The organism is Pseudomonas nitroreducens, assembly GCF_014204515.1.
Taxonomy (GTDB): domain Bacteria; phylum Pseudomonadota; class Gammaproteobacteria; order Pseudomonadales; family Pseudomonadaceae; genus Pseudomonas; species Pseudomonas nitritireducens_A.
Genome location: NZ_JACHLI010000014.1, coordinates 41358 through 66031 on the forward strand (window position 1 = coordinate 41358; position 24674 = coordinate 66031).

21 protein-coding genes are annotated in these 24674 nt (G+C 67.2%); 12 read left to right on the forward strand and 9 right to left on the reverse strand.

Annotated elements, in window-relative coordinates:
* Position 1 precedes the first annotated feature (1 nt).
* Positions 2 to 475, reverse strand: a complete 474-nt coding sequence (locus tag HNP46_RS17865) for a glycine zipper 2TM domain-containing protein (protein WP_184591415.1) — start codon at positions 473 to 475, stop codon at positions 2 to 4.
* A 19-nt stretch (positions 476 to 494) separates the two neighbouring features.
* On the reverse strand, positions 495 to 776 hold the full coding sequence (locus HNP46_RS17870; RefSeq protein WP_184591417.1) for a hypothetical protein: 282 nt from the start codon (positions 774 to 776) through the stop codon (positions 495 to 497).
* 163 nt (positions 777 to 939) lie between these two features.
* On the opposite strand from HNP46_RS17870, the gene HNP46_RS17875 reads away from it, so the two are divergent.
* Positions 940 to 1344 (forward strand): hypothetical protein, encoded by a 405-nt coding sequence (locus tag HNP46_RS17875; RefSeq protein ID WP_184591419.1) that lies wholly within the window; start codon positions 940 to 942, stop codon positions 1342 to 1344.
* Positions 1345 to 1424: 80 nt separating this feature from the next.
* Positions 1425 to 1766 (forward strand): FKBP-type peptidyl-prolyl cis-trans isomerase, encoded by a 342-nt coding sequence (locus tag HNP46_RS17880; RefSeq protein ID WP_184591421.1) that lies wholly within the window; start codon positions 1425 to 1427, stop codon positions 1764 to 1766.
* A gap of 15 nt (positions 1767 to 1781) precedes the next feature.
* On the opposite strand, the gene HNP46_RS17885 is transcribed toward HNP46_RS17880, so the two are convergent.
* Positions 1782 to 3746, reverse strand: coding sequence for a DEAD/DEAH box helicase (locus HNP46_RS17885; protein ID WP_184591423.1), 1965 nt, complete (start codon positions 3744 to 3746; stop codon positions 1782 to 1784).
* Between the two features lie 166 nt (positions 3747 to 3912).
* Here HNP46_RS17885 and HNP46_RS17890 point away from each other — a divergent pair, with 166 nt between their 5' ends.
* Complete coding sequence (locus HNP46_RS17890; protein ID WP_184591426.1) at positions 3913 to 4680, forward strand: ATP-binding cassette domain-containing protein; 768 nt, start codon at positions 3913 to 3915, stop codon at positions 4678 to 4680.
* 687 nt (positions 4681 to 5367) lie between these two features.
* Here the strand turns inward: HNP46_RS17890 and fhuF are convergent.
* The 4 genes from fhuF to HNP46_RS17910 form a co-directional block, all read right to left on the reverse strand.
* A complete protein-coding gene (gene fhuF, locus HNP46_RS17895; RefSeq protein ID WP_184591428.1) occupies positions 5368 to 6123 on the reverse strand; it encodes a siderophore-iron reductase FhuF in 756 nt (251 codons plus the stop codon).
* A 31-nt stretch (positions 6124 to 6154) separates the two neighbouring features.
* Complete coding sequence (locus tag HNP46_RS17900) at positions 6155 to 7141, reverse strand: GNAT family N-acetyltransferase (RefSeq protein WP_184591430.1); 987 nt, start codon at positions 7139 to 7141, stop codon at positions 6155 to 6157.
* Positions 7142 to 7239: 98 nt separating this feature from the next.
* The gene (locus HNP46_RS17905) at positions 7240 to 8574 is read right to left on the reverse strand and encodes a lysine N(6)-hydroxylase/L-ornithine N(5)-oxygenase family protein (RefSeq protein ID WP_184591432.1); all 1335 of its coding nucleotides are present in this window, start codon (positions 8572 to 8574) and stop codon (positions 7240 to 7242) included.
* Between the two features lie 441 nt (positions 8575 to 9015).
* Positions 9016 to 9522, reverse strand: a complete 507-nt coding sequence (locus tag HNP46_RS17910) for a sigma-70 family RNA polymerase sigma factor (protein WP_184591434.1) — start codon at positions 9520 to 9522, stop codon at positions 9016 to 9018.
* Between the two features lie 126 nt (positions 9523 to 9648).
* Here HNP46_RS17910 and HNP46_RS17915 point away from each other — a divergent pair, with 126 nt between their 5' ends.
* The 8 genes from HNP46_RS17915 (at position 9649) to HNP46_RS17950 (ending at position 21301) form a co-directional block, all read left to right on the forward strand.
* Entirely contained in the window at positions 9649 to 10677 is a 1029-nt protein-coding gene (locus HNP46_RS17915; RefSeq protein ID WP_184591436.1) for a FecR family protein, read from the forward strand.
* A gap of 288 nt (positions 10678 to 10965) precedes the next feature.
* Positions 10966 to 12654, forward strand: a complete 1689-nt coding sequence (locus HNP46_RS17920) for a cyclic peptide export ABC transporter (protein ID WP_184591438.1) — start codon at positions 10966 to 10968, stop codon at positions 12652 to 12654.
* Positions 12655 to 12809: 155 nt separating this feature from the next.
* Complete coding sequence (locus tag HNP46_RS17925) at positions 12810 to 15206, forward strand: TonB-dependent siderophore receptor (protein WP_184591441.1); 2397 nt, start codon at positions 12810 to 12812, stop codon at positions 15204 to 15206.
* 125 nt (positions 15207 to 15331) lie between these two features.
* Positions 15332 to 16237, forward strand: a complete 906-nt coding sequence (locus HNP46_RS17930) for an ABC transporter substrate-binding protein (RefSeq protein ID WP_184591443.1) — start codon at positions 15332 to 15334, stop codon at positions 16235 to 16237.
* Positions 16230 to 18239 (forward strand): Fe(3+)-hydroxamate ABC transporter permease FhuB, encoded by a 2010-nt coding sequence (gene fhuB / locus HNP46_RS17935; RefSeq protein ID WP_184591445.1) that lies wholly within the window; start codon positions 16230 to 16232, stop codon positions 18237 to 18239. Before HNP46_RS17930 ends, fhuB begins: the two co-directional genes overlap by 8 nt.
* Positions 18240 to 18508: 269 nt before the next feature.
* On the forward strand, positions 18509 to 20074 hold the full coding sequence (locus HNP46_RS17940) for a sensor domain-containing diguanylate cyclase (protein WP_184591447.1): 1566 nt from the start codon (positions 18509 to 18511) through the stop codon (positions 20072 to 20074).
* Positions 20075 to 20283: 209 nt separating this feature from the next.
* The gene (locus tag HNP46_RS17945; protein ID WP_184591449.1) at positions 20284 to 20643 is read left to right on the forward strand and encodes a hypothetical protein; all 360 of its coding nucleotides are present in this window, start codon (positions 20284 to 20286) and stop codon (positions 20641 to 20643) included.
* 46 nt (positions 20644 to 20689) lie between these two features.
* The gene (locus tag HNP46_RS17950; RefSeq protein ID WP_184591451.1) at positions 20690 to 21301 is read left to right on the forward strand and encodes a Yip1 family protein; all 612 of its coding nucleotides are present in this window, start codon (positions 20690 to 20692) and stop codon (positions 21299 to 21301) included.
* Positions 21302 to 21473: 172 nt separating this feature from the next.
* Here the strand turns inward: HNP46_RS17950 and HNP46_RS17955 are convergent, their stop codons facing one another.
* Positions 21474 to 21614 (reverse strand): hypothetical protein, encoded by a 141-nt coding sequence (locus HNP46_RS17955; protein WP_184591453.1) that lies wholly within the window; start codon positions 21612 to 21614, stop codon positions 21474 to 21476.
* Positions 21615 to 21680: 66 nt separating this feature from the next.
* Positions 21681 to 23630 carry a hybrid sensor histidine kinase/response regulator gene (locus tag HNP46_RS17960; protein WP_184591455.1) on the reverse strand — a complete coding sequence of 650 codons (1950 nt, stop codon included), beginning with the start codon at positions 23628 to 23630 and terminating at the stop codon, positions 21681 to 21683.
* A 186-nt stretch (positions 23631 to 23816) separates the two neighbouring features.
* Here HNP46_RS17960 and HNP46_RS17965 point away from each other — a divergent pair, with 186 nt between their 5' ends.
* Entirely contained in the window at positions 23817 to 24332 is a 516-nt protein-coding gene (locus HNP46_RS17965; protein WP_184591459.1) for a DUF4142 domain-containing protein, read from the forward strand.
* Positions 24333 to 24674: the final 342 nt, after the last annotated feature.

Here is a 24674-nt window from a genome sequence, read left to right on the forward strand (position 1 = left end):
CTCAGTCGCCCTGGGGCACCACGCGGGCGCCGCCGCCCTGCCCTTCGATATAGACCTTGCTGCCGGGGTGAAGCTCGGCATTCACCGGCTGGGTCACCGAGACCAGCACGCCATTCTTCATCCGCACAACGACCTGCTGCGCCTCCTGGGGCTTGTCGTACTGGCGCTGCTCGGCGTAGTTGCCGCCGACGCCACCGGCCAGGGCACCGGCGATCATCGCCACGTCGCGCCCGGTGCCGCGGCCGATCAGGCTGCCCAGCGCCACGCCGCCCAAGCCGCCGAGAATCGCGCCGACGCCGGTGTCGTGGTTGGTCTTCACCTGGGTGTCGGTGACCTGCTCCACTACCCCGGTACGGATTTCCATCTCGCCCGGCACGTTGTTGGACTCGCCATAACCGCCCCCGCCGTTCGCCGCACAGGCGCTCAGGGCAAAGACGGCGAAGCCGATGAAGAAGGCGTGGCTGATGCGATTCATGGGGATCTCCCTGGGGTGTTCAAAGCTCATGTTCGTTGGCGACGTCGGCGGCGGCACGCAGCTCCGCATCGGCCTCGGCGAGCAACTGACGGGCCCGCCCGGCATGGCCGCCGAGTTTCGAGTTGTTGTCGTACTGCGCTTCGCCGATCAGCCGCCAGGCCTGGACGATATGCTCCTGGGCGGCACGCAGGTTGCCGTGGCGCTCGCCGATATCGACCTGCGGCGGCCCCGCCTGGCTGCTGCAGCCAAAGGCAAGGCAGAGGACGGTCAGGCAGGCCAGTTGCAGGACGTGACGGGGCATGGCGGTCTCCGGTGTTTTCGGCTCGCCTGCTGAGCATTGCCCAGAATTCCCCGAATGCCTGCCTGGAGGGCTGGCGAGGCGGGCTTTGCGACGGACGGTCAGGCTCGACGGCAGCATCCACCGGGCGCAGACTGCCGGTCTGATCCTCCGGCCAGGGCCCATCATGTTCGAGCGCGACGGCGTCACCTACGAGTTCCACCACCTGGGCATTCCCACCGACCAGCCGCGCGAGGGCGAGCGCTACAGCGCGCTGTACGATATGTACACCAGCGATGCCGACAGCGAGCTGCTGCACGTGCAGTACCACCGCTACGGCCCTGCCAGCACCCTGCATGCACTGATGCGCAGCCTGCCGCACCCGGCGTTCAAGGTCTCGGATCTGGAGCGGGCGATCCAGGGCAAGGAAGTCGTCCTCGGGCCCTACGAGCCCATCGACGACTATCGCGTGGCGGTGATCATCGACGGCGGCGTACCGGTGGAGCTGATCCAGACCGGCCTGAGCGACGAGGAAATCTGGGGCCGCGCCCGCAGCGGCCGGCAATCGTCGCTCTACGCCAGGCCCGAGTGAGGCTTGCCTTCGCCGCGTATTCCTGCGAAAACGCACGCCCTCGCGGCGCTCGTGCCGCACCCGCAGCACCGGAGAACGCCATGGGCAGCGAACTGCAGATCGAAGATATCGTCGTCGGCGACGGCAAGGCCGTGGTCAAGGGCGCCCTGATCACCACCCAGTACAGGGGCACCCTGGAAGACGGCACGGTCTTCGACTCGTCGTACGACAAGGGCCGGCCGTTCCAGTGCGTGATCGGCACCGGCCGGGTGATCAAGGGCTGGGACATCGGCCTGATGGGCATGCAGGTCGGCGGCAAGCGCAAGCTCTTCGTCCCCGCGCACCTGGCCTACGGCGAACGCCAGGTCGGCGCGCACATCCAGCCCAACTCCAACCTGCTGTTCGAGATCGAGCTGCTGGAAGTGCTCACCCGCGACGACTGATTCCCGCACTCCGAATCAGGCTGGAGTCGTTTCCACGCTGCGCCGCATGGCCAGGATCGCCGTCGGCCCCTGGGCCTTGCGGGTGAACCAGAACACCCGGCTCACGCCACGGGTGATCGCCACGTAGGCCAGGCGCAGCTGTTCGTCCTGCTGGGCCTGGTCGTAGCTGCTGGAGAAGAAGCCGGATGCCGCATACAGCGCGCTGCGCAGCGGGTGTTTTTCCGGCGGCGCGCAGTCGTCGACGATGATCGCCACTTCCGCCTGCAAACCCTTGGCGCGGTGGATGGTCATGCCCTTTACCGGCAGCTTGCGGTCCAGCTCGCCGAGGATGGTCTGCAGGGTTTCATTGCGCCGGCTGAGCAGCAGCACGGCAGTCTTCTCCCGCGAGCCGCGCGCGGCGACGTGCTCGCACTGCTTGCGGATTTCCTCCAGCAGCAGTGGCAGGCTGTTGCGCGCATCGAAACGCTGCACCAGCTTCACCCCGTGGTCGCCCGCCTCCGCCGACTTGAACGCGCGGCAGGTCTTGGCCTGCTTGCTGGCAACCCCCACCAGCACCCGTTCGCCATCGCGGATCACCGGGTCGATGCTGCGGTAGTTGGTCTCCAGCAGCAGCACGCGGCTCTTGCGCCGCCCCTTGCTGGGGAAGTGCCGGTCGAAGTCCATGAACAGCTCCGGCGAGCTACCGCGCCAGGCGTAGATGGACTGCCAGTCGTCTCCGATAGCCATCAGACTGACCGCCTCGCCGCGCTTGGCGAGGTCGCGGTGCAGCGCCTGCAGCCATTGCACGATCTGCGGCGAGACATCCTGGAACTCGTCGATCAGCAGGTGCTGGAACGGCGCCAGGGCCTCGGCCGGCAGCTTGCCGTCGCCGAGCTGGTCGGTGAGGCGCTGGAAGGCCAGGTTGAAGGTCAGCAGGCCCTGCTCCTGCAAGGCGGCGTCGAAGGCCGCCCAGAACAGCTGCAGCGCTTCGAGGAACTGCCGCTCGCGGGCCGGGCAGGCGAGCTTTTTCGGCTGCAACTGGGCGATACGCAGGCCGATGCTCTCGATGAACCCGGATTGCGCGTAGAAGGCTTCGAACAGCGGCAGTGCGGTGAACTCGCCGGCCAGTTTGAAGGCATCCAGCGGCGCCTTGCCGATGCGTGGCGGCTTGCCGTCCTCGCCGGTTTCCGGCGCTGGCGGCAGTTCCAGCAACTGATGCACCAGCGTGCGGAAAGCCGGTTGGTCGACGTAGCACTGCTGATAGACCTGCTTGAGCAGACGTTGCTGCGCCGGGCGCAGGCGGCCGGCGAGCAAGGGGTTGTCCAGTTCGTCGGCTGGAGTACGTTCGTCCAGTTGCTCGAACCAGCGCGGATTCTTCAGCGCGACCTTCGCCAAGGTGCCCATGGCCGAATGGAAGGTGCGCACGCACTGCCGCGCCTGCGCCGCGTCGAACGGATGGCCCCAGTAGCCGAGCACCTTCACCAGTTGCTCGCGCAGCTGCGCGCAGGAGGCGTTGGTGAAGGAAATCACCGTGACCTTCTCGGCCTCGATACCCAGATGGCAGAGCAGGTAGACCACCCGCAGCACCAGCGTGGTGGACTTGCCGGAGCCGGCGCCGGCGAAGATGCGGGTCAGCGGTTCGGGCGCGAGGATCATCGCCCACTGCTCGTCCGACGGCGGGCTCACCACGCCGTGGGCAGCGGCCTGGGCCACGCGCTGGCGCATGTCGATGGCGTGCTGCTCGTCGGGAGCCGTGGCCGTGCCGTAGATGCCGGCGACAGCGGGTACTCGCGCTCGTTTGGGCGCAGGCGCGTCGCCGTCCTTCTTGGCCCTGGCGGTGCGTTTGGCCGGCGCCTTGGTCCTACCTTTCGCCTTGCCACGCGCACCCGGCTTGGGCTGCGCCGCTTCGCGCTCGGCGCGCAGGTATTCGGTGGTGCGGGGGAAATAACGTGCAAGGGCTTCGGCGACCAGCCGCTTGTAGCGTTCGACAGCAGACTCCATGGGCCCTACCAGATCATGTACGACGTTGAATCATAAGCGCTTTCGGACAGGGACAGGCAATCCATCCGACGGTTCCGCGCGGCCATGGAAAATTGATAAGCATTAGCGATTGGATTAGAGTCGGGCTCCCGCTTTTTCCGGCCACGCCGCCGCTACGGATGACCCCATGTTCGAACTGGAAAATGTCAGTTTCAGCGTCCCCGGTCGCACCCTCCTGCAACCGCTGAGCCTGCAGCTGGCCGACGGCAACATGATCGGCCTGATCGGCCACAACGGTTCGGGCAAGTCCACCCTGCTCAAGCTGCTGGCGCGCCAGCAACAGGCCAGCGGCGGCAGCATCCGCCTGGACGGCAAGCCGCTGCAGGACTGGGGCAATCGCGACTTCGCACGCCAGGTGGCCTACCTGCCGCAACAGCTGCCGCAGACCGACGGCCTGACCGTGCGCGAGCTGGTCGCCTTCGGCCGCTACCCGTGGCACGGCGCACTGGGCCGGGTGACCGCGGAAGACCGCCAGCAGATCGACCGCGCGCTGGACCTCACCGATACCCTCGCCTTCGCCGACCGCCCGGTGGACCTGCTCTCCGGCGGCGAACGCCAGCGCGTCTGGCTGGCCATGCTGCTGGCGCAGAACAGCCGCTACCTGCTGCTGGACGAGCCGACATCGGCGCTGGACATCGCTCACCAGGTAGAGGTGCTCTCCCGCGTCCATGAGCTCAGCCGCGAGCTGGGCCTGGGCGTGCTGGTGGTGCTGCACGACATCAACATGGCGGCGCGCTACTGCGACCACCTGATCGCCCTCCACGGCGGCCGCCTGCAGGCCCAGGGCACCCCGGCCGAGCTGATGCGCGGGGAGACGCTGGAGGACATCTACGGGATTCCCATGGGTGTGCTGAACAACCCGGTGGATGGGTCGCCGATCAGTTATCTGCGTTGAGGTCGGCACCGGCCTGCGGGTTGGGCGGGGGCGTCCAGCCCATGTGCCCGATGCGCCGGCTGGTTCGGCGCTTACTGGGCAACTCCGGTTGTCCTGGTTGCGTAGGAGCGGACTTTGTCCGCGATGCTTTTGCTTCGGGTTCGGAGTTTCAGCGTCGCTTCGGCGTGCGCGCAGACGTCTTGTTTCGCCCCCTCGGGCGACCTCCTTTGGCAAACGACCCAAAGGAGGCAAAGGTCTCGCCCCTGCCATCCGGCTTTTCGCTTCGCGAAAAGTACCCTCGGTTCCTCGGAGTTCCAGGGGCCCGCATTGACGGGCCATCCCTGGCCCGACAACGCTCTCGCGACATCCATGTCGCTCAACCCCTGGAACTCCGATCACCTTCGGCCTCCTGAAAGGGGCACTTCGGCGCGTGCGGAAGTTTCTCTGGAAGACTTCAAGAGCCAGAGCCAGAGCCAGGGCCAGGGCCAGCGCTGGTGTCTGTGCGTAGTACGTAGGGCGGATAACCCGGAACGGGTTATCCGCCGCCTCCCTCCCCAGCGAGCGCATCTGTAGGATGGGTGGAGCTTGCGATACCCATGCTGTCGGCGCGCGGATATCGAGCGATGGGTATCGCTGCGCTCCACGCCATCCTACGTCCGTGCTCCACCTCGATTCCTGTGCGAGCGGAAACGCTGATCAGGTGTTCTGCTAAAGGTCGCTCGGCTCCGCCGGCGGTTCATCTATCAATGGGCAGTTGTCGCAATGCCCGATCGTACCCAGCCGATAGCGGATGCAGCAGGTCCGCCGTTGCCGCCACAGGCCGTCGGCGCGCTGTTCGCAGGACACTTCGACATACTGGATCGGCTGGTACAGCGGATTGCGCGTGCCATCCGGGCGGCGCTCGGTTGCCAGCAGTTCGCGGCCGTGGCCGAGCAGCGGAGCCAGCGGCGGCAACCTGGCCATCTCGCCGAGGAACCATTCGAAGTAATTGCCGGCGTTGCTCCAGAGCACCTTGGGCGACAGGCGCACCTCACTGGCGAGGGCCTGGATGAAGGGCTGCAGATGGCCCTCCAGCAGGTGGGCGAAACGCTGGAACGGATCGCCCGGCTGCATGGCGAAAGGTCCGCCCTCCCCTGGCAACTTGAACGCCTCGGGAATCCCCTGGGCATCCAGCACCACCTCCACCTCGTCGAACGCCAACGGCAGCGTGCGGCCCAGTGCCAGTGCGGCGGCCACCACCGGTGGAATCAGGCGCACCAGGTACCACTTGGACCACTGCGAAGCCAGGGCGCGACGGTCGCCGTCGGCGTGGGGTGGGTCGAAGCGGCGCAGCACGCTGTCGAGCATCTCGCGCTGCAGCAAGGCGCGCGCGGGAATCGAGGGACGGGGATCGTCGCGGGTCACCAGCACCTCGCGGTAGCTGGCGAACTCGCCGAAATACAGGGGTGCGAGGGCTGCGATCACCGACAGCCCTCAATCCGGCAAAGACCCGCTGTCAGCACAGGCCGCAACGCTCGAAGAAGGTTTCCCGGCTCTGCACCATCAGCGCGGCGCGCTTGTGCGGGAAGTTGAATTCCTTCTCGCGCCAGAAGCCCAGGCGCTGCATGTGGCCGATCATCTTCGCATTGTCGGCACGCGGCTCGGCGACGATGCGCTGGGTGCGTGGGTCGTCCAGCAGCAGGTAGTGCACCAGGGCGGTCATCCAGCTTTCCACCTTGTGCGGGCCGCGATGGCTTTCCTCGCCCACCAGCATGTGGATGCCGCGGTCGTAGTCGCCCACTTCGTAGAACGGCGCGATGCGGTCTTCCTTGGCCCAGTAGGCTTCGTAGTAGGCAAAGGGTCCGTCATCGATGCAGCCGATCAGGGTGGTGGTGTGCGGGTCGGCGGCGGCCTTTTCCAGGTAGGCGCGGTGCTGCTCCAGGGTGCCGCCCTCCTGCCAGAATTCCAGAACGCGCGGGCTGTTCTGCCAGCGGTTGAAGCGCTCCAGGTCCAGGTCGATGTCCAGGGTGCGCAGGGAAATCCATTGGCCGAGCTTGGCGTCGAAGCGACGGTAGACTTCGCCCCGAGGCTTGGGCGCCCGCAGCGGATGACGACGGCCGCCGCTGATGCGGTAGACCTGCGGGTAGTCGGCGCTGGCCACGCCCTTGTGCCAGGCGGAGGGCAGTTGCCAGAAGGCGGCGCGTTCGATCTGCAGGCGACCGCCGACTTCGTCGCGATTCACCAGGCCCTGCTCGAACACCTCGGCGGGAACATCCGCGGCGGCGAACTGCACGCGCTCGCTCTGCGCGTCGCTGGCGAAGGTCCAGTAAGCCAACGCCCACAAAGCTTGCGGGGAAGGCGCGGCAGCCAGCTGCCAGCAATCACCTTCGCGTTGTGCAGCCAGCAGTGGCTGGCCGTCGAGCAGCAGGGTCAGGGCGTTGGCGCCGCGATCGGCGGAGAGAACGCGGCCATCGGGCAAGGGCAGGGAAAAATCCGGCTTCATGGTGAATCACCTTTCGTGAATGCAACGACCCCGCCCGTATGACGAGCAGGGTCGGCAGGAATTTAGTCGGCCCGGACGTTCTGTCCGCGCCGGGCGGCTCAGGCGCTTTCGGCTTTCAGCGGGCGGCTGGGCTTGTGCGCGGATTCCTGGGGCGGCAGATGCTCGAACATCGAGGCGGCGATTTCCTGCGCGCGCATCGGCAGTACCGACAGCAGCGTATCGCTCAGGCCGTGGCTGTCCTGGGTGAAGCCCTGCAGGTAGATGCCGGCGTGCAGGCGCTCGTCGGCCAGTACGCGGTAGTCGCGGCCGACCTCGAAATCGCCGAGGTAGTGCTGCAGCGGCGCGAGCAGTTCGCGGTGCGACTTGCGCTCGTAGCCGGTGGCGAGGATCACCGCATCGTAGCGATGGGTTTCCACCGCGCCGGTGGCGCTGTCGCGCAGGGTCAGCTCGATGCCCTCGGCGTCGGCTTTGGCAGCTTCCACATTGCGGCGGCAGAGGAAGGCGTGGCGGTCCACACCGGCCACTTTCTGCCGGTAGAAGATGCCGTAGATGCGCTCGATCAGGTCCAGATCCACCACCGAGTAGTTGGTGTTGTGGAACTCCTGGATCAGCTTCTCACGCTCGGCCTTGGGTTCGTTGAACACCAGGTCGGTGTAGCGCGGGGCGAAGATTTCGTTGACGAAGGGGCTGTCGTCGGCCGGCTTGAGCACCGCCGCGCGCAGGACCATGTCGACCTGCACCGAGGGGTAGCTGTCGTTGAGGTCGATGAAGGCTTCCGCCGCGCTCTGGCCACCGCCGATCACCGCGATGCGCATCGGCTCGTTCTGGTTGCAGCGCTGCTTGGCCATGCATTCCAGGTAGCGGGCGTGGTGGAACACGCGCGGATCGTCACGCAGGTGGCTGAAGGCCGACGGGAAGCGCGGCGTGCCGCCGGTGCTGACCACCACGCTGCGCGCCAGGCGGAAGCGCTCGTGGCCGCGGGCATCGGTGGAGAGCACCTTGACCAGTTCGATGCCGTCCGGCCCCTGCACCGGCTCGACGCGGCTGACCGTCTCGCCGCAGACGCGCTGCTCGGCGAACTGCTCGCTGACCCAGCGCAGGTAGTCGTTGTACTCCATGCGGCACGGGTAGAAGGTGCCCAGGTTGGTGAAGTCGATCAGCCGCCCCATGGCGTGCAGGTAGTTGACGAAGCTGTAGGGGCTGGTGGGGTTGCGCAGGGTCACCAGGTCCTTGAGGAAGGAAATCTGCAGCTCGCTCTGTGCCACCAGGGTGTTGCCGTGCCAGCGGTAGTCGGCCTGCTTGTCGAGGAACAGCGCGTGGTAGTGACGACCCTCGCGTCGCGCCTGCTCCTGCAGGGCGATCGCCAGCGCCAGGTTGGAGGGGCCGAAACCGATGCCGAGCACGTCGTAGGTCGGGGTGATCATCTGGGTCATGGTGCCAATGTCCTGTGTCGCGATGGCCGTGGGGCGTGACCACGCGGGAGGCGGCGGCTTACTGCTCTGCCCGGAGCGCCCCGCCATCCGGCGGTCGGCGCTCGCTCCTGCGTGTCGCCCATGATTTGCGCTGTCGATAGCGCGTTATCTGGAGAGACGAGGCAGGTCCGGCGAAATTTAGAATGATTCTCACTAAGTCATGAAAATTTCAGAATGAGGGGCGGCGAGCGGCAGCAGGATTTTTCCCAGAAAACCCGCGCGGGCCCCGTGGGACTAAATCCCCGCGGGAGTTGCGCGTCAATCAGGTAAATACCGGTTGGTGCATTGCCGTAGGAGCGGACTCTGTCCGCGATCGATTCGCCACCGCTCTATTGGAACAGGGAGCACAGCCTACCCATCGCGGACGGAGTCCGCTCCTACGGGATGGACCCGGCGCGGGGCTCAGCCCTGCCCGCCCCAGGCCTTCAGGCGCAGGCGGCAGTGCTTCATGGCGTTGACGATGTGTTTTTCCACCATGTCGCGGGAAATGCCCATGGTCTGGGCGATTTCGCTGTGGCTGCAGCCGTCGACCTTGCGCAGGACGAAGGCACGGCGGCAAGCCTCGGGCAACTCGCCCAGGGCGCGCTGGAGCATCTGCAACTGCTGCTGGTGGCTGGCCTCTTCCTGCGGGCAACGCTCGTCCAGGCAGCCTTCGCGGTCGAGGCTTTCCAGCTCTTCGCTGCGTCGAACACGGCCACGCCGGTGCAGATCGATGCTCAGATTGACCGCCGTACGGTAGAGAAACGCCCGCGGTTGTTCGATAGGCTCCTCGCCCTTGCGGTCGAGCAGGCGCAGGAAGGTCTCCTGGGTGAGATCGGCCGCCGCCTGGCGATCGCCAAGGGTACGATTCAGGTACAGGACCAGTTCCTTGTAGTAACGGATGAACGCGCTTTCCACCCCGTCGGGCATCCTATGAAAAACAGTCGAGGTTGCAGGCGCCTGCTGACAGTCCGAGTCAGGCTTATTTATAATCACTCGCATCAACGCGAAAAGAAAGTGTGATATCGGCCGCAAACGGCCTTACCGAGATCCCTGATGAACAGCTCCCCCGCCCCGTTCGACGATGACCGCATCAGCGCCGAAGCTGCGCACTGGTGCGCGCGTCTGCACGACGAAGCGTGCAGCGACGCCGAGCGCGCCGAGTTCGCCCAATGGCTCGCGCTCGACCCTCGCCACGAGGTGGAATACGAGGCGATGCTGGAAATCTGGCAGCTCTCCGAACGACTGCCGTCGACGCTGCGCGCAGCTCCTGCTCCCGCAGCACCGACTCCATTGGCTGGGGCGCGTCCGCGCAGCAGCGCCCGCCGTCCGCGCAGCGGCAAGCGCATCGCCGCCGTGGCCGCAGGCGTACTGGTAGCCGTCGGGGCGCTGTGGTCGGCGGGCTGGTCGGCCGGGCTGCTGCCCTCACGGATCGGCTACTACGCGGCGCAGCCCGCGCCGCGCCTGGTGGAATTGGCCGATGGCTCGAAGGTCGAGCTCAACAGCAATTCGCAGCTGATCTTCGCCGACTTCCGCGACCGTCGCAGCGCCTGGCTGAAAAGCGGCGGCGAAGCGTATTTCCAGGTCACCCACGACACCTTGCAGCCTTTCTCGGTATGGACCGACAACGGCAGCGTGCGGGTCACCGGCACACGCTTCAACGTCTGGACCGACCAGCGCCAGATGCTCGTCACCCTGCTCGAAGGCTCGGTGGTGGTCAGCCCGCCGGACAGCGTCGACGGCAACAGCGCCCAGCTCACACCGGGCATGCAGGCGCGCTACAGCCAGGGCAGCGAGCGCATCGAGCTGGCCCAGGTGGCGCCGGCCGGCGCCATCGCCTGGACCGAAGGCAAGCTGGTGATCGACGACCTGACCCTGCAGGCCGCCATCCCCTTGATCAACCGCTACCTCAGGCAGCCGGTGTTCCTCGACGACGCCACCGCCGCGGCCATGCGCATCGGCGGCATCTACCGCACCGACGACCTGCAGGCGCTGGTGGATTCGCTGCCCAAGGTGCTGCCGGTGGAATTGCGCAAGGACAGCCAGGGTCGTACGGTGCTGGCGAGTCGGTACGTTCAGCTCTAGCCGGGTTGGCGGATAACCCGTTCCGGGTTATGCGCCCTGCGCCGCCGCCCCTGCTCTCCCGTAGGGCGGATAACGCGCCAGCGTTATCCGCCGTCTAACGACCGACGCATCCAGGCCAGCCATAACGCCCGCTTGTTTGAGAGACTTTCGCAAATTCTCTTCAGTTTTTTCCCGGCTCATTCGTCTTGATAGGAACGATTCGGATTTGCCGATGATTTCCTGATCCGCGCTGCCGTCTCGTCCCGTTGTGCGGCCTGTCTTCCGGCAGGCCGGGTTCAGGAATAGACGATGCAGACTCCCGCTCCAAGCGCTTTGCGCGAAATGCTCAAGCTGCTGCGGCCCTACTGGCTGCCACTGACCATCGCCACCCTGCTGGGCATTCTCGGCGGCGCTGCCATCACCGCCCTGCTCGCCACCATCAACTACGGCCTGCACGCCGAAGGCGGCATGAGCGCCGCTCTGCTGCTGGGCTTCGGCGGGTTGTGCGTCGTCGCACTGGTCGGCTCGATCATCTCCGACCGCGGCACCAACTACGTCGGCCAGCACGTCATCGCCAGCCTGCGCAAGGAGCTGGGCAGCAAGATCATCGCCGCGCCGATCGAGCAGATCGAGCGCTACCGCAGCCACCGGCTGATCCCGGTGCTGACCCACGATATCGACACCATCAGCGATTTCGCCTTCGCCTTCGCCCCGCTGGCCGTCGCGCTGACCACCACCCTGGGCTGCCTGGGTTACCTGGCCTGGCTGTCGCCGCCGATGTTCCTCGCCACCGCCGTGGCCATCGTCATCGGCAGCGCCGTGCAGTACGTGGCGCGGGCGAAAGGCATCAAGGGCTTCTTCGAGGCGCGGGACAAGGAAGACGAGCTGCAGAAGCACTACCGCGCCATCGCCGAGGGCGCCAAGGAGCTGCGCATCAGCCGCCCGCGCCGCTTCCAGCACTACAGCGAGCGCCTGCAAGGCACTGCCGACGAGATCTGCGACATCCAGCTGCGCTCGATCAACCTGTTCAACGTCGCCAAGGGCTTCGGCTCGACGCTGTTCTTCATCGTCATCGGCGTGGCCCTGGCCTACCAGTCGCTGTGGCCGAGCACCGACCAGGCGACGCTGTCGGGCTTCATCCTGGTGCTGCTCTATATGAAAGGTCCGCTGGAAGGCCTGATCGGCCAACTGCCGGTGGTGACCCGCGCCCAGGTGGCATTCCGCCGCATCGCCGAGCTGTCGGTGCGCTTCTCCTCGCCGGAGCCGAACCTGCTGCTGGCCGACGATGGTCGCGAGCCGCTGGCCTTCCAGTCCATCGAGCTGCGCGACCTGGCCTACCACTACCCGACTGACGATGGCTCGCCAGGCTTCGGCGTAGGCCCGCTGAACCTGACGGTCAAGCGTGGCGAAATCCTCTTCATCGCCGGCGACAACGGCTGCGGCAAGACGACGATGATCAAGCTGCTGCTGGGCCTCTACGCTCCGCGCGGCGGCGAGTTGCTGCTCAATGGCGCCGCCGTCACCGATGCCAATCGCGACGACTACCGCCAGCTGTTCACCACCATCTTCGCCGACTACTTCCTCTTCGAGGACCTGCTCAAGGGCAGCCAGGACATCCCGGCCGAAGCCGGTCGCTACCTGGAGCGCCTGGAGATCGCCCACAAGGTCAGCCTCGAGGGCCAGGAGTTCTCTACCACGGATCTGTCCACCGGCCAGCGCAAGCGCCTGGCCCTGGTGCAGGCCTGGATGGAGAAGCGGCCGGTGCTGGTGTTCGACGAATGGGCGGCGGACCAGGACCCGGAGTTCCGCCGCATCTTCTACACCGAGCTGCTGCCCGAGCTGCGCGCCCAGGGCAAGACGCTGATCGTGATCTCCCACGACGACCGCTATTTCGACGTCGCCGATCGCCTGTTGCGCCTGCGCGCCGGGCAGATCGCGGCGATCGAGGACCACCGCGCCAGCGCCCCTCGGGGCGGCTCCGGCATGGCGATGCATTGACGGCCGGGCGGCCTGGAGCGCCGCCCTTTCCTCCTGCCGTCGCTCAGCAAGAAAAAAAGATCGAACGGATTCTTCCGGTTTTTCACCACCGGCGCGTCACATAAAGCTGAATCATTCTTATTAGAAACTGCATTAAGATCATAGGAGCAAAACAAGTGAGTCGCACCCGCACTGCGCTGCAATCCCAGCACCCGGTCAAACCGCTGGCCCGCCTGGTCCGCGCCACGGCCCTGGGCATGGTCCTGACCGCTACCGCCGCCCACGCCGCGCCGGTCCGCATCGACATCCCGGCCCAGTCCCTGGCTTCCGCCCTCACCAGCCTGGGTGCGCAGTCGAACCTGCAGATCGTCTTCAACCAGACCCAGGTACAGAAACTCCGCGCTCCCGGTGTGCGCGGCGAGATGGAGCCCACCCAGGCACTGGAACGCCTGCTGCAGGGCACCGGCATCAAGTACCAGGTCGAAGGCAGCCGCGTGACCCTGCTGGGCGCCGACTCCGCCAGCGGCGATACCCTGAACATGTCCGCGCAGGTCGTCACCGGCACCATCGAAGGCGAAGACAGCTACGTGCCGCGCACTTCCACCAGCGGCAGCAAGACCGACACCCCGCTGCTGGAAATTCCCCAGTCGATCTCGGTGATCACCCGCAAGCAGATGGACGCCCAGGGCGCCCAGACCGTGACCGAAGCGCTGCGCTACGTGCCCGGCGTCAAGGTGGAAGCCTATGGCCTGGACCCGAAAGGCTTCGACTGGATGTACATCCGCGGCTTCAACGCCCAGGCCACCAGCGACTACCTCAACGGCCTGCGCCAGCAGAACAACAACTACGCCTACTTTCGCAGCGAGCCCTATGCCTTCGAGCGCATCGACGTGGTCCGCGGCCCGTCCTCCAGCCTGTTCGGCCTGGGCGACGCCGGCGGCATCGTCAACCGCGTGAGCAAGAAGCCCACCGCCAACCACATCAATGAAGTCCAGCTGACCGGCGGCAACCATGACCGCAAGCAGGGCCAGTTCGACCTCGGCGGCGCCCTGGACGAGCAGAACCAGTTCCTCTACCGCGTAGTGGGCCTGGCCCGTGACGCCAACACCCAGGCCGAGTACGACGACGGCCACGAGATCGAGGACGACCGCTACTACATCGCCCCGTCCTTCACCTGGGCGCCGGACGAAGACACCAGCCTGACCGTGCTCACCGATTTCCTGCGTGACCGCAACTCCGGCTCGATCTTCGACTACAGCATCAACGGCCACACCACCGGTACCCTGCTGGGCGACCACAGCTACAACCACTTCAGCCAGGACCAGTACACCCTGGGCTACGAGTTCCGCCACCGCCTGAACGATGTCTGGGAATTCCGCCAGAACGCGCGCTACGGCCAGGTCGACCTGGTCTTCGCCAACCTGCTGCCGCAGGCCCAGGTCGGCCGCAACATCATCCGCACCGCGGACCGCTTCGACCAGCACCTGGACACCTTCAACCTGGACAACCAGTTCCAGGCCAACTTCGACACCGGCTCCATCAAGCACACCCTGCTGATGGGCGTCGACTACAGCTGGCAGGACGCCGACATCGCCCGCTGGCGTACCCTCGGCCCGTCGCTGAACCTGGACAACCCGCAATACGGCCAGAGCGTGCAGCGTCCGACCAAGGACACCACCCTTCCCGGCCAGGCCATCGACTACGACCAGAACATCGAACAGGTCGGCGGCTACATCCAGGACCAGGTCAAGTTCGACGACCACTGGATCCTCACCGCCGGCGGCCGCTACGACTACGTGCGCAACGACCTGGACAGCCACACCGGCGCCCACAGCATGCAGAAGGACAACGCCTTCACCGGCCGCGTCGGCGTGACCTACCTGACCGACTTCGGCCTGGCGCCCTACGTCAGCTATTCCGAGTCGTTCGTGCCCAACTCCGGGATCACCTCCGACGGCGGCGCGTTCAAGGCCAGCGAGGCGCATCAGTACGAAGCCGGGGTGAAGTTCCAGCCCGACGAAAACCTGCTGATCACCCTGGCCGCCTACGAGCTGACCAAGGAGAACATCCTCACCACCCAGCTCAACGCCAACGGCGTACCCACCGGCTTCAGCGAGCCGACCGGCGAGCAGCGTTCGCGCGGCATCGAGGCCGAGCTGAAAGCCAAGCTGGACCAGAACTGGGACCTGCTGGCCTCCTACACCTACACCAAGGCCAAGATCACCAAGAGCAACGACGGCAACGAAGGCAACCGCCCGGCCAACGTGCCCGAACACATGGCCAACGGCTGGCTGAACTACACCTTCCACGAAGGCGCGGTCGACGGCCTCTCCATCGGCGGCGGCGTGCGCTACACCGGCTCGCTGTACGGCAACAACGCCAACACCTACCACGTCGACAACTACACCCTGTTCGACGCCGGCGTGAGCTACCCGCTGAACAAGAACGTGACCCTCTCGGTCAACGCGCAGAACCTGCTGGACGAAGAGTACGCCGCCACCTGCGACAGCCCGATCTCCTGCTACCCCGGCCTGCGCCGCACCGTCATGACCAGCGTGAAGTACAGCTGGTAAGGCAGCGACGGAGGCCGGTGCACGCCGTCTCCGCCTGCTGTTCCCGGGCTCCCTGTTCGCAGGGGGCCTTTTGTTGTTTCCAGGGCCGGTTGTTCCTGAAGCCTGTTTCACGCGAGGAGTAGTGCATGTCCCTCACCCGTCGCCACCTGCTGCAGGGCCTCGCCATCGGCGGGCTGGCCTGCGCCTCGGGCCTGCCGGTTTTCGCCGGCGAACGCCTGACGCGGATCGTCGCGCTCAACTGGGTCGCCGCCGAAACGCTGCTGACCCTGGGCGTGCCGCCCCTGGCGATCTCTGACGACCGCTACTACCGCGTACGCATGCCGACCCTGCCGCTGCCCGACAGCGTGCGTGACGTGGGGCCGTACTGGGAGCCGAACCTGGAACTGATCCAGCAGTTGCAACCGCAGCTGATCCTCAGCGACCCGATGACGCCGACCTTGCAGCGCCGACTCAACGGCATTGCGCCCACCGAGAAAGTCGCCATCTACCCGGCTGCCGAGGGCGCCTGGAAAGCCACCACCGATTTCATGAACGACCTGGCGCGCCGACTGGGTGTCGAGCAGGTTGCCACCGACTACATCACCGCAGGCGAGCAGCGCCTGGCGGAACTGCGCGCAAGACTGGCGAACCGCTCCCTACCGCCGGTGTGCGTCGCCGTGCTCAACCAGGACGGCCGCCACGCTGCGGTCTACGGCAGGAACAGCATGGTGCAGGACGTACTCGACCGCCTCGGCGTCGAAAACGCCTGGCAAGGCCCGGTCGGCCCGGTGGGGCTGGCCATGGTCAGCATCGAGCGCCTGGCCGAGCGCCCGGATGCGCACCTGGTCTATGTCGACATCCCGACGACTTCGGCGCGCCTGCAGAGCCTGCGCCAACCTAATGACCTGTGGGCCAACCTGCCCGCCGTACGCCAGGGCCACACCCTGACGCTGCAGCGCTTCTACCCCTATGCCGGCGCCGCCTCGGTGCTCGACCTCGCCGAACGCATCGCGGCCTACCTGGACAGCGCCACGGAGCAAGCCCATGTCTGAATCGACCCTCGGCCTCGCCGCCCCGCGCAGCGGCCTGCCCATGGGCCCGGCGATCTGCACCCTCGTGCTGGCGCTGCTCGCCGGCCTGCTGGTGTTCCACGGCCTGCAAGGCGCCCTGCCCCGCGACCTGTGGTGGCAGGCACTGTGGGCGCCGGACCTGGACGACGTGCGCCAGGTGCTGCTGCACTTCAGCTTCTTCCCGCGCCTGGCGGTCAGCCTGATGGCCGGCGCCGCGCTGGCCCTGGCCGGTACGCTGTTCCAGCAGATACTCCGTAACCCGCTGGCGGAGCCGGTGACCCTGGGCGTCTCGGCCGGCGCCAACCTCGCCCTGTCGGCGGCCACCATCTTCGCCCCAACCCTGCTGGTACATGGTCTGGAAGCCGTCACCCTGACCGGCGCCGCGTTGGCCACCGGCCTGCTGTTCGCCTTCGCCTGGGGCCGCACGCTGTCGCCGCTGCGCTTCATCCTCGCCGGCATGGTCATCAGCCTTTACTGCGTATCGCTCAACGCCCTGCTGGTGCTGTTCAACCACGACTACCTGATCGACCTGCTGCTCTGGCAGGCCGGCTCGCTGAACCAGAGCGGCTGGGACGGCGTGCTCTATCTTGCCCCACGCCTGGCGGTGGCGATGGTCATCGCGCTGCTGATGGTGCGCCCACTGGCGGCGCTCGGCCTGGAAGACGAAGGCGCCGCGGCGGTGGGTGTGAACCTGCGGCGCACCCGCGTGCTGGGTCTGGCTGTCGCCGTGGCGCTGAGTGCCTTCGTCACCAGCGCCGTGGGCATGCTCGCCTTTGTCGGCCTTGCCGCCCCGGCCATCGCCCGCCTCTGTGGTGCGCGCACGCTCAAGCAGCGGCTGATCTGGGCGCCGTTGCTGGGCGCTGCGTTGCTCTGCGTGGTGGACCAGATCGCCCGCGAACTGTCGCGCTTCGCCGGGGAAATTCCTGCCGGCATCCTCACCGGCGTCTTCAGCGTGCCGTTGCTGCTGTGGCTGCTCGGCCGCCAGCGCAGCGGCGGCATCATCCCGCGGCCGGCGCCGGCCAGGCCGCAGCGCGAGCATCCGTGGCGGCTGATCATCGGCGCGGCGATCCTGCTCGCCCTGCTGACGCTGCCGGCGATCTACTTCGCGGTGGACGCCAACGGCTGGCACTGGGGCGACGCCGGTCTCAGTGATGCCATCGCCCAATGGCGCCTGCCACGCGTGCTTGGCTCACTGGCCGCCGGCGCCATGCTCGCCGTGGCCGGCCTGCTGGTGCAGCGCCTGACCGGCAACCCCATGGCCAGCCCGGAAGTGCTGGGCGCCACCTCGGGCGCGGCGATCGCCGTGCTGGTGCTGTTCCTGGTCATGCCGCAGCCGCAGGCCTACATGGTCCCGGCAGCCAGCCTCGGCGCGCTGCTGACTCTCGGCCTGCTGCTGTGGTTCGCCTGGCGCAAAACCTTCAATGCCGAGCGCCTGCTGCTCACCGGCGTCTGCCTGACCACGCTGCTGCATTCGCTGAGCACCCTGCTGCTGGCCAGCGGTGACCCGCGCATGACGGCGATGATGAGCTGGATGACCGGGTCGACCTACCAGGTGGATGCGCTGTCGGCGAGCACCGGGCTGGCGGTCGGCGCGCTGATGATCGGCGCCAGCCTGCTGCTGGCGCGGCCGCTGGACCTGCTGACGCTGGGCAACGGCACTGCGGTTGCGCTGGGCATGCGGCTGCGCCTGAGCCACCTGGCGATCCTGCTCACCGCCGCGGTGCTCACCGCCACCGCGACCATCATCGTCGGCCCGCTGAGCTTCGTCGGCCTGATCGGCCCGCACATCGCCCGCCACCTCGGCGTGCGCCGTGCGGCGCCGCAGATCCTGCTCAGCGCGGTGGCCGGCGCGCTGATCATGGTGGTGGCCGACTGGCTGGGACGGAACATCGCCTATCCCTGGCCGGTATCGGCGGGATTGCTGGCAGCGTTCATCGGCTGCCCGTACTTCCTCTGGCTGATGCACCGCGAGCGCCGCGGCTGAGCCATCGGCGCGGCGCGCAGCGCCCAAGCCATTGGCGAAGTCATGCGCATCACGCCGGTAACGACGAGCAGGACCTGGCCCGCCTGCTCGACGCGCTGATCCGCCTGGACGACTGAACGCCGGCAATGTGACGGACGCGCCAAGCCTGCCTATCCTGAAACTCGCACCGTCGAGGATCGACGGATAGGCTGCACGTCCTTCACCAGAACCGGCCACTCCATGGATCAGAACCCGACTGAAGTTCCGCGTCGGCCCCGGCAGGCCACGCGATGAAGCGCTGGAGCCGCCAACCGCTGACACTGCGCACCCTCATCCTGGCCTTCGTGCTGCTCGCCGCGCTGGCGACCCTGGGCAACAGCCTGTTCGTCGCCTACAAGGTGCAACGCAGCGCGCTGATCCATTCCACCCTGGAAGCCAACCGCGCCTACGCCGCCAAGGTCGCCTCCAGCATCAGCGAGTTCCTCAACTCGGCGCGGCGCAACCTCGCCTACAGCTCCGGCATCCTCGCCAACCACTTCGACCAGCCGCCGGTGCTGCACGCCGAAGCCATGCGCCTGCAGGCCCAGGACACCTTCTTCAACTCGATCATCATCGTCGATGCCCGCGGCAAGGTGCTGCAGGCCTACCCCGACTCGCTGCAGGTGGTCGGCACCACGCTGCGCTCGGAGAGCGTGCAGGAAGCCCTGCGGCTGAAGCGGCCGAATGTCAGCCAGGCCTACGTGTCCATCGCCGGCAACCTGGTGGTGCTGATCTCCCAGCCGGTCATCAGCCCCAGCGGCGAATACCTGGGGCTGGTCGGCGGCTCGGTGTACATCCTCAAGCCCAGCGTGCTGCACACCATCATCGGCAGCCACTTCCAGCAGGATGGCACCTTCGCCTTCGTCGCCGACGCCAACCGCCGCCTGCTGCACCACCCCGAGCGCCAGCGCGTCGGCGAGCTGCTCGGCCACAGCTCCACCGTGGACGCCGCCCTGCGCGGCGAGAGTGGCTCCATGGAAATCCGCAACTCCAGGGGCGTGCCCATGCTGGCCGGCTATGCCCAGGTGCCCGAAGCCAACTGGGCGGTGGTCGCCCAGCAGCCGCGCGACCTGAGCCTCTCGCCGCTGCACCTGCTGATGAAGGACATGTTCCTCGGCCTGGTGCCGGCCAGCCTGCTGGGCGTGCTGGCGATCTGGGCCGGCACCCTGCTGATCACCCGGCCGTTGCGTCAGCTGGCGCAGAGCGCCGAGCAGCTGTCGGACCCGGACACCCCGCGCGAGCTGCAAGGCATCCGTACCTGGTACCGCGAGGCGGCGGCCATCCGTGCGGCGTTGCTCACCGGCGTCGGGCTGATGCAGCAGAAGCTCGGCCGGCTGAGCCTGGAGGCGCAGAGCGACCCGCTCACCGGGCTGGCCAATCGCCGGGCGCTGGGCATTGCGCTGGCGGCCCTGGAGCAGTCCGGCCAGCCCTTCGCGGTGCTGGCCCTGGACATTGACCACTTCAAGCAGGTCAACGACGCCTGGGGCCACGACAGCGGCGACGAAGCGCTGCGGCGGGTGGCCGCGATCCTGCGCGACAGCTCGCGCGCCGACGACCTGGCCTGCCGCGCCGGCGGCGAGGAGTTCGTCCTGCTGCTGCCCGACACCTCCCTGGACAGCGCCGCCAGCATCGCCGAGCGCATCCGCGAGACGGTGGCGGCGACGCCGATTCCCCTGGTCGGCCAGGTCACCCTGTCCATCGGCGTGGCCGACCTGGGCACCCGGGCACCCACCCCGGACGCCGTGCTCAAGCTCGCTGACCAGCGCCTGTACGGCGCCAAACAGGCGGGGCGCAACCGCGTGGTCAGCCGCGACTAGCTGGCGGCTCGCCAGCGTCAGGCCAGAGCCGGTTTAGCGCCTGGGTCACCCCATGGACAGCCTGCTCCAGGCCTAAGCCGACCATTCGTCCCCGACGCTGAACACCACCGGCCGGCGGGCAGTCTTCCGGGAACGTGGCTGATGCCGCGGTTTCGCCGAGTCGCCTGTTCAAGTCAGACATCTCACATCAGCTATCGGAGGTGCCCCACATGGGCTGGAACGATCATCGAGACGTTGAACTCAACCAGGGCCTGCAGCGACTGCTGGATGAAGGTGCGCCGGAATCCGACAGCCGCCGCGAGATACTCGCCCGCTACATCCTCAACCACGGTTTCGCCGCGCTCTCCGAAGAGCAGCAGCTGCAGTTCCAGCAGGAGCTGCTGCCGCTGCTCGACTGCCCGTCCCGCAGCGAAGGCCTGATGCCCCAGGGCGGGCTCGACCCGGCCATCGACGACCCGCAACTGAAGCTGTCGCCGATCAACGATCCGGGCAACGAGGACCCCGGTTCGCTGATCGAGATGGAAGTCGCCGAGGGCCTGCGACCGGCGCGGGAGCCGAAACGCCCGTGATCCCTTTCCGAGGCCGGAGGAGCCTCCCGGACCAGAGGAGCATTCCATGATCTTTCCCCTGACCCATTTCTTTTCCCATCCCGAGCGGGCATGGCACGAGCTGCGCGAGAACACCGAAGAGCACCCGGCCAGCTACCTGCCGTTCTGGCTGCTGATGCCGCTGATCCCGGCGGTCTGCCTGTTCATCGGCACCACCCAGGTCGGCTGGCGCCTGCCCGGCAATGGCGCCACCCAGTTCCTCAGTGGCATCAGCGGTGCGCTGCTGGCGGTCTGGTGCTACGTCGGGCTGGTGGCCGGCATCGTGATCATCGCCTACCTGACGCGCTGGGTCCTGTTCCGCACCGATGTGCGGCCCAACGTCAACCGCAGCATGGGCTTTTCCACGGCGGTGGCGCTGCCGCTGATGCTGGCCGGCATCGCTGCGCTGCTGCCCTCGCGCTGGCTGCTGCTCCTCGCCGCCGTCGCGGCAACGGCCTATTCGGGCTGGCTGCTGTTCCTCGGCCTGCCCATCTACATGCGCCTGACACAACGCAGTGCGGCCTTCTACTCCAGCTGCATCCTCGCCCTGGGCTTCCTCGCTCTGCTGACCACAGCGTTCGCCTTTCTCGAGTTGTGGAGCCAGTCGATGGCCGGGGCGGGGGAATATCTGCAGGAGTAGCTTCCCCCCTGCGCACGTTTCAACGCGCTGGGGCCCTTCAGCTACCCTGCGCGCGCTGCGGAAAATTGCGGACGGAGTGCGCTCCTACGAAAACGCCTGAAGAGCGGATTCATCCGCGATCCGGCCCGGGCCGGCCCGCATGGCTCCGGCCTGGAGCCCTGCGGGGTGAAGGTCATTGCTCCGGGCGCGGCAGCGGCTCCTCGGGAGGCTGCTGGTTGGGCACCTCCTCGGGGAAATCCTCGGGAATCTGGCTCTCGCGATCGGGCGGCGGCTGCATCGGGTCTGGCTGCTGGGCGTGGGGCTGGACGTTCATGGCGAATCCTCCGGGACAGGGCAGTCACCTGTTGGGCTGCGCCGTGCCGCCGGAGGTTCGCTTTTTCTAGCCGGCAGCCTTCACCTGCAGCAGCAGCGCCAGCAACTGGTCGCGGTCGAACGGTTTGGGCAGGCGCAGCACCGATTCGGCCAGGGTGTCCAGGCGCCCGGCATAGCCGGTGGTGAGCACGCAGGTCAGGCGCGAATGGGATTGTCGTACCTGCTGGATCAGCAGCATGCCGTCCATGTCGGGCATGGCGAAGTCGGTGATCAGCAGGTCGTAGCTGGTCTGGTCCAGCAGCTGCAGCGCCACCCGCGCCGAGTCGGCACGGCCGACCTGACAGCCGAGGTCGGCCAGCAGCGCGGCGGTACCCGCCAGTACCAGGGCATCGTCGTCCACCACCAGCACGCGCAGGCCCACCGGGCCGCTCGCGGCGCTGTCGGGCTGTTCGATTGTTGCCGTCGACGCCGTCTCGGCCGGTGCCTTGACCTTCACCGCCGGCAACCAGACTTCCGCCGTGGTGCCCTGGCCCGGCGCGCTGCGCAACAACAGAGCGCCGCCCTGCTGCTGGGCCAGCCCATGGACGATGGACAGCCCCAGCCCGGTGCCCTTGCCGGTGGCCTTGGTGGTGAAGAAGGGTTCGGCGGCGCGGCGCAGCGTGTCCTCGTCCATGCCCTGGCCGGAGTCGGTGACCGCCAGGCATACGTAGCTCCCCGCTGCCAGCTTGCCGCTCTGCTGCGGGCCGACTACTTCGTTGCGCGCTGAAAAGGTAATGCTGCCGCCGCCGGGCATGGCGTCGCGGGCATTGGTGGCGAGGTTGATGATCGCCAGTTCCAGCTGGTTCTGATCGCTCATCACGCAATCCAGTTGCAACGGGAAGCGCGTCTCCAGGCTGATGGTCGGGCCGAGGGAGCTGACCAGCAGCTCGCTCATGTCCTGCAGCAGCGCCGGCAGCTGGATCGGCTGCGGGAACAGGCGCTGCTTGCGGGCGAAGGCGAGCATCCGCTGGGTCAGCTGGGCGCCGCGGCGGGTCGCTTCCAGGGCGTTGCGCCAGATGCCCTGGACCTTCTCGTTGTCGCGCGGCAGCTGGCGCTCCAGCAGCTGCAGGCCGCCGAGGATCACCGTCAGCAGGTTATTGAAGTCGTGGGCGACACCGCCGGTGAGCTGGCCCAGGGACTCCATCTTCTGCGACTGGATCAGCTCGTCGCGGGCGCGCTCCAGCTCCTCCTGGGCGCGCTTCTTGTCGGTGATGTCGCGGGTGATCTTGGCGAAACCCACCAGCTTGCCGCTGTCGTCGAACACCGGGTCGATAACGATGTTGGCCCAGAAGCGCGAGCCGTCCTTGCGCATCTGCTGGCGTTCTTCCTCATAGCGGCCTTCCGCCAGGGCGGTATCCAGGCTGCTCTGGGGAATCCCGGCCTGGCGGTCGTCCTCGCCGTAGAAACAGTCGAAGCGGCGGCCGATGATCTCTTCCGGGCAGTAGCCCTTGATCCGCTCCGCGCCCGGGTTCCAGCTGGTGACGTTGCCCTGGGGGTCGAGCATGTACAGCGCGTAGTCGGTGACGCCGTTGACCAGCAGGCGGAAGTGCTGCTCGCTGCGCCGCAGGGCCTGCTCGGTCTCGTGCTGCTCGGTGCGGTCGCGGGTGATCTTGGCGAACCCCAGCAGCTCGCCGGAAACGTCGCGGATGGCGTCGATCACCACGTGGGCCCAGAACGAGCTGCCGTCGCGGTGCAGCCGCCAGCCCTCGCTCTCGTAGCGGCCGACCCGCGCCGCCTCGCCCAGGGCGTGCTCGGGCAGGCCGGCCTCGCGGTCGGCGGGGGTGTAGAAGCGGGAAAAATGCTGCCCGAGGATTTCGTCGGCGGCGTAGCCCTTCAGGCGCTGCGCGCCGGAACTCCAGCTGCTGACCCGGCCATCGGGGTCGAGCATGTAGATCGCATAGTCGGTCACCGCCTCGACCAGCAGGCGGTAGCGGGCATCCTCCACGAGCTGGGCGGTGCTGGCGATGGTATCGGGCATGAAGTCTTCGCTCCCTTGGCTCATTCAGCAAAGCATAGGCGCCGCCATCCTACCCAATCTGCCGCCAGACGGCTTGTCCTCTGGCATTGCCGCCACTGGCGGAAAAACCTGAACCCCCGCCCACGCCCCCGGATCAACCCTGTAATCCTCGCCTGGCGAGGCCAGTTAAATGACCGGGAGAACCCCATGAAAACCACCACCCTGCTCCACGGCGCAATCGTCAGTGCCGCCCTGCTGCTCAGTGGCCCGCTGCTGGCCGCCGATCCCCATTCCCAGGCGCAGAACTTCGTCAGCCAGGCCTCCGCCGCCGGCATGGCGGAGATCGACGCGGCCAAGCTGGCGCTGAAGAAGAGCCAGTCCAATGACGTCAAGGCCTTCGCCCAGCACATCATCGACGACCACACCAAGGCCGGCGAGGAGCTCAAGGTCATCGCCCAGCAACAGAAGCTGGAGCTCGCCGACTCCCCGGCGATGGTCGACCAGGCCAAGGCCAAGGTGCTGGATGTGCGTGACGACTCCTTTGACGCCGCCTACGCCAACAACCAGGTCGGCGCCCACGAAGACGCGGTGAAGCTGTTCACCGATGCGGCGAACAATTCCGCAGATACCCGGATCAAGGCGTTCGCCCAGCAGACCCTGCCGGTTCTGCAGCAGCACCTGGAGATGGCCCAGGAACTGGTCAAGGCGCATCCGTCGAAGTGAGCCGGGAATTGTCTGCCCGGCAGGGGCGCAGGATGGCCTCCACGGGGGCCGTGGCAGAGCGCGTGCTCGCCTTGCTCGCCGGTTTGCCACCTCGGGTGCGGGTAAGCGAAGCGGCAAGGCATTTTGCAACCAGCCACTCCGTGCTTCGTGCAGTTTGCTGGTCGCACATGGCCACGCCCGCGGCCTGATTTGCAGCCAGATCAGCCACTTGCGCACGAGCCGCGGATTGGTACGGACCCTGCTTGCAGTAACAGGTGTCGACCCGGACTTCCACCGGACGGCGCCTTTCTCCCCTGCCTGAATGACTGCCGAAGAGCGTGCCGCCCCGCAAAGCCGAGGCTG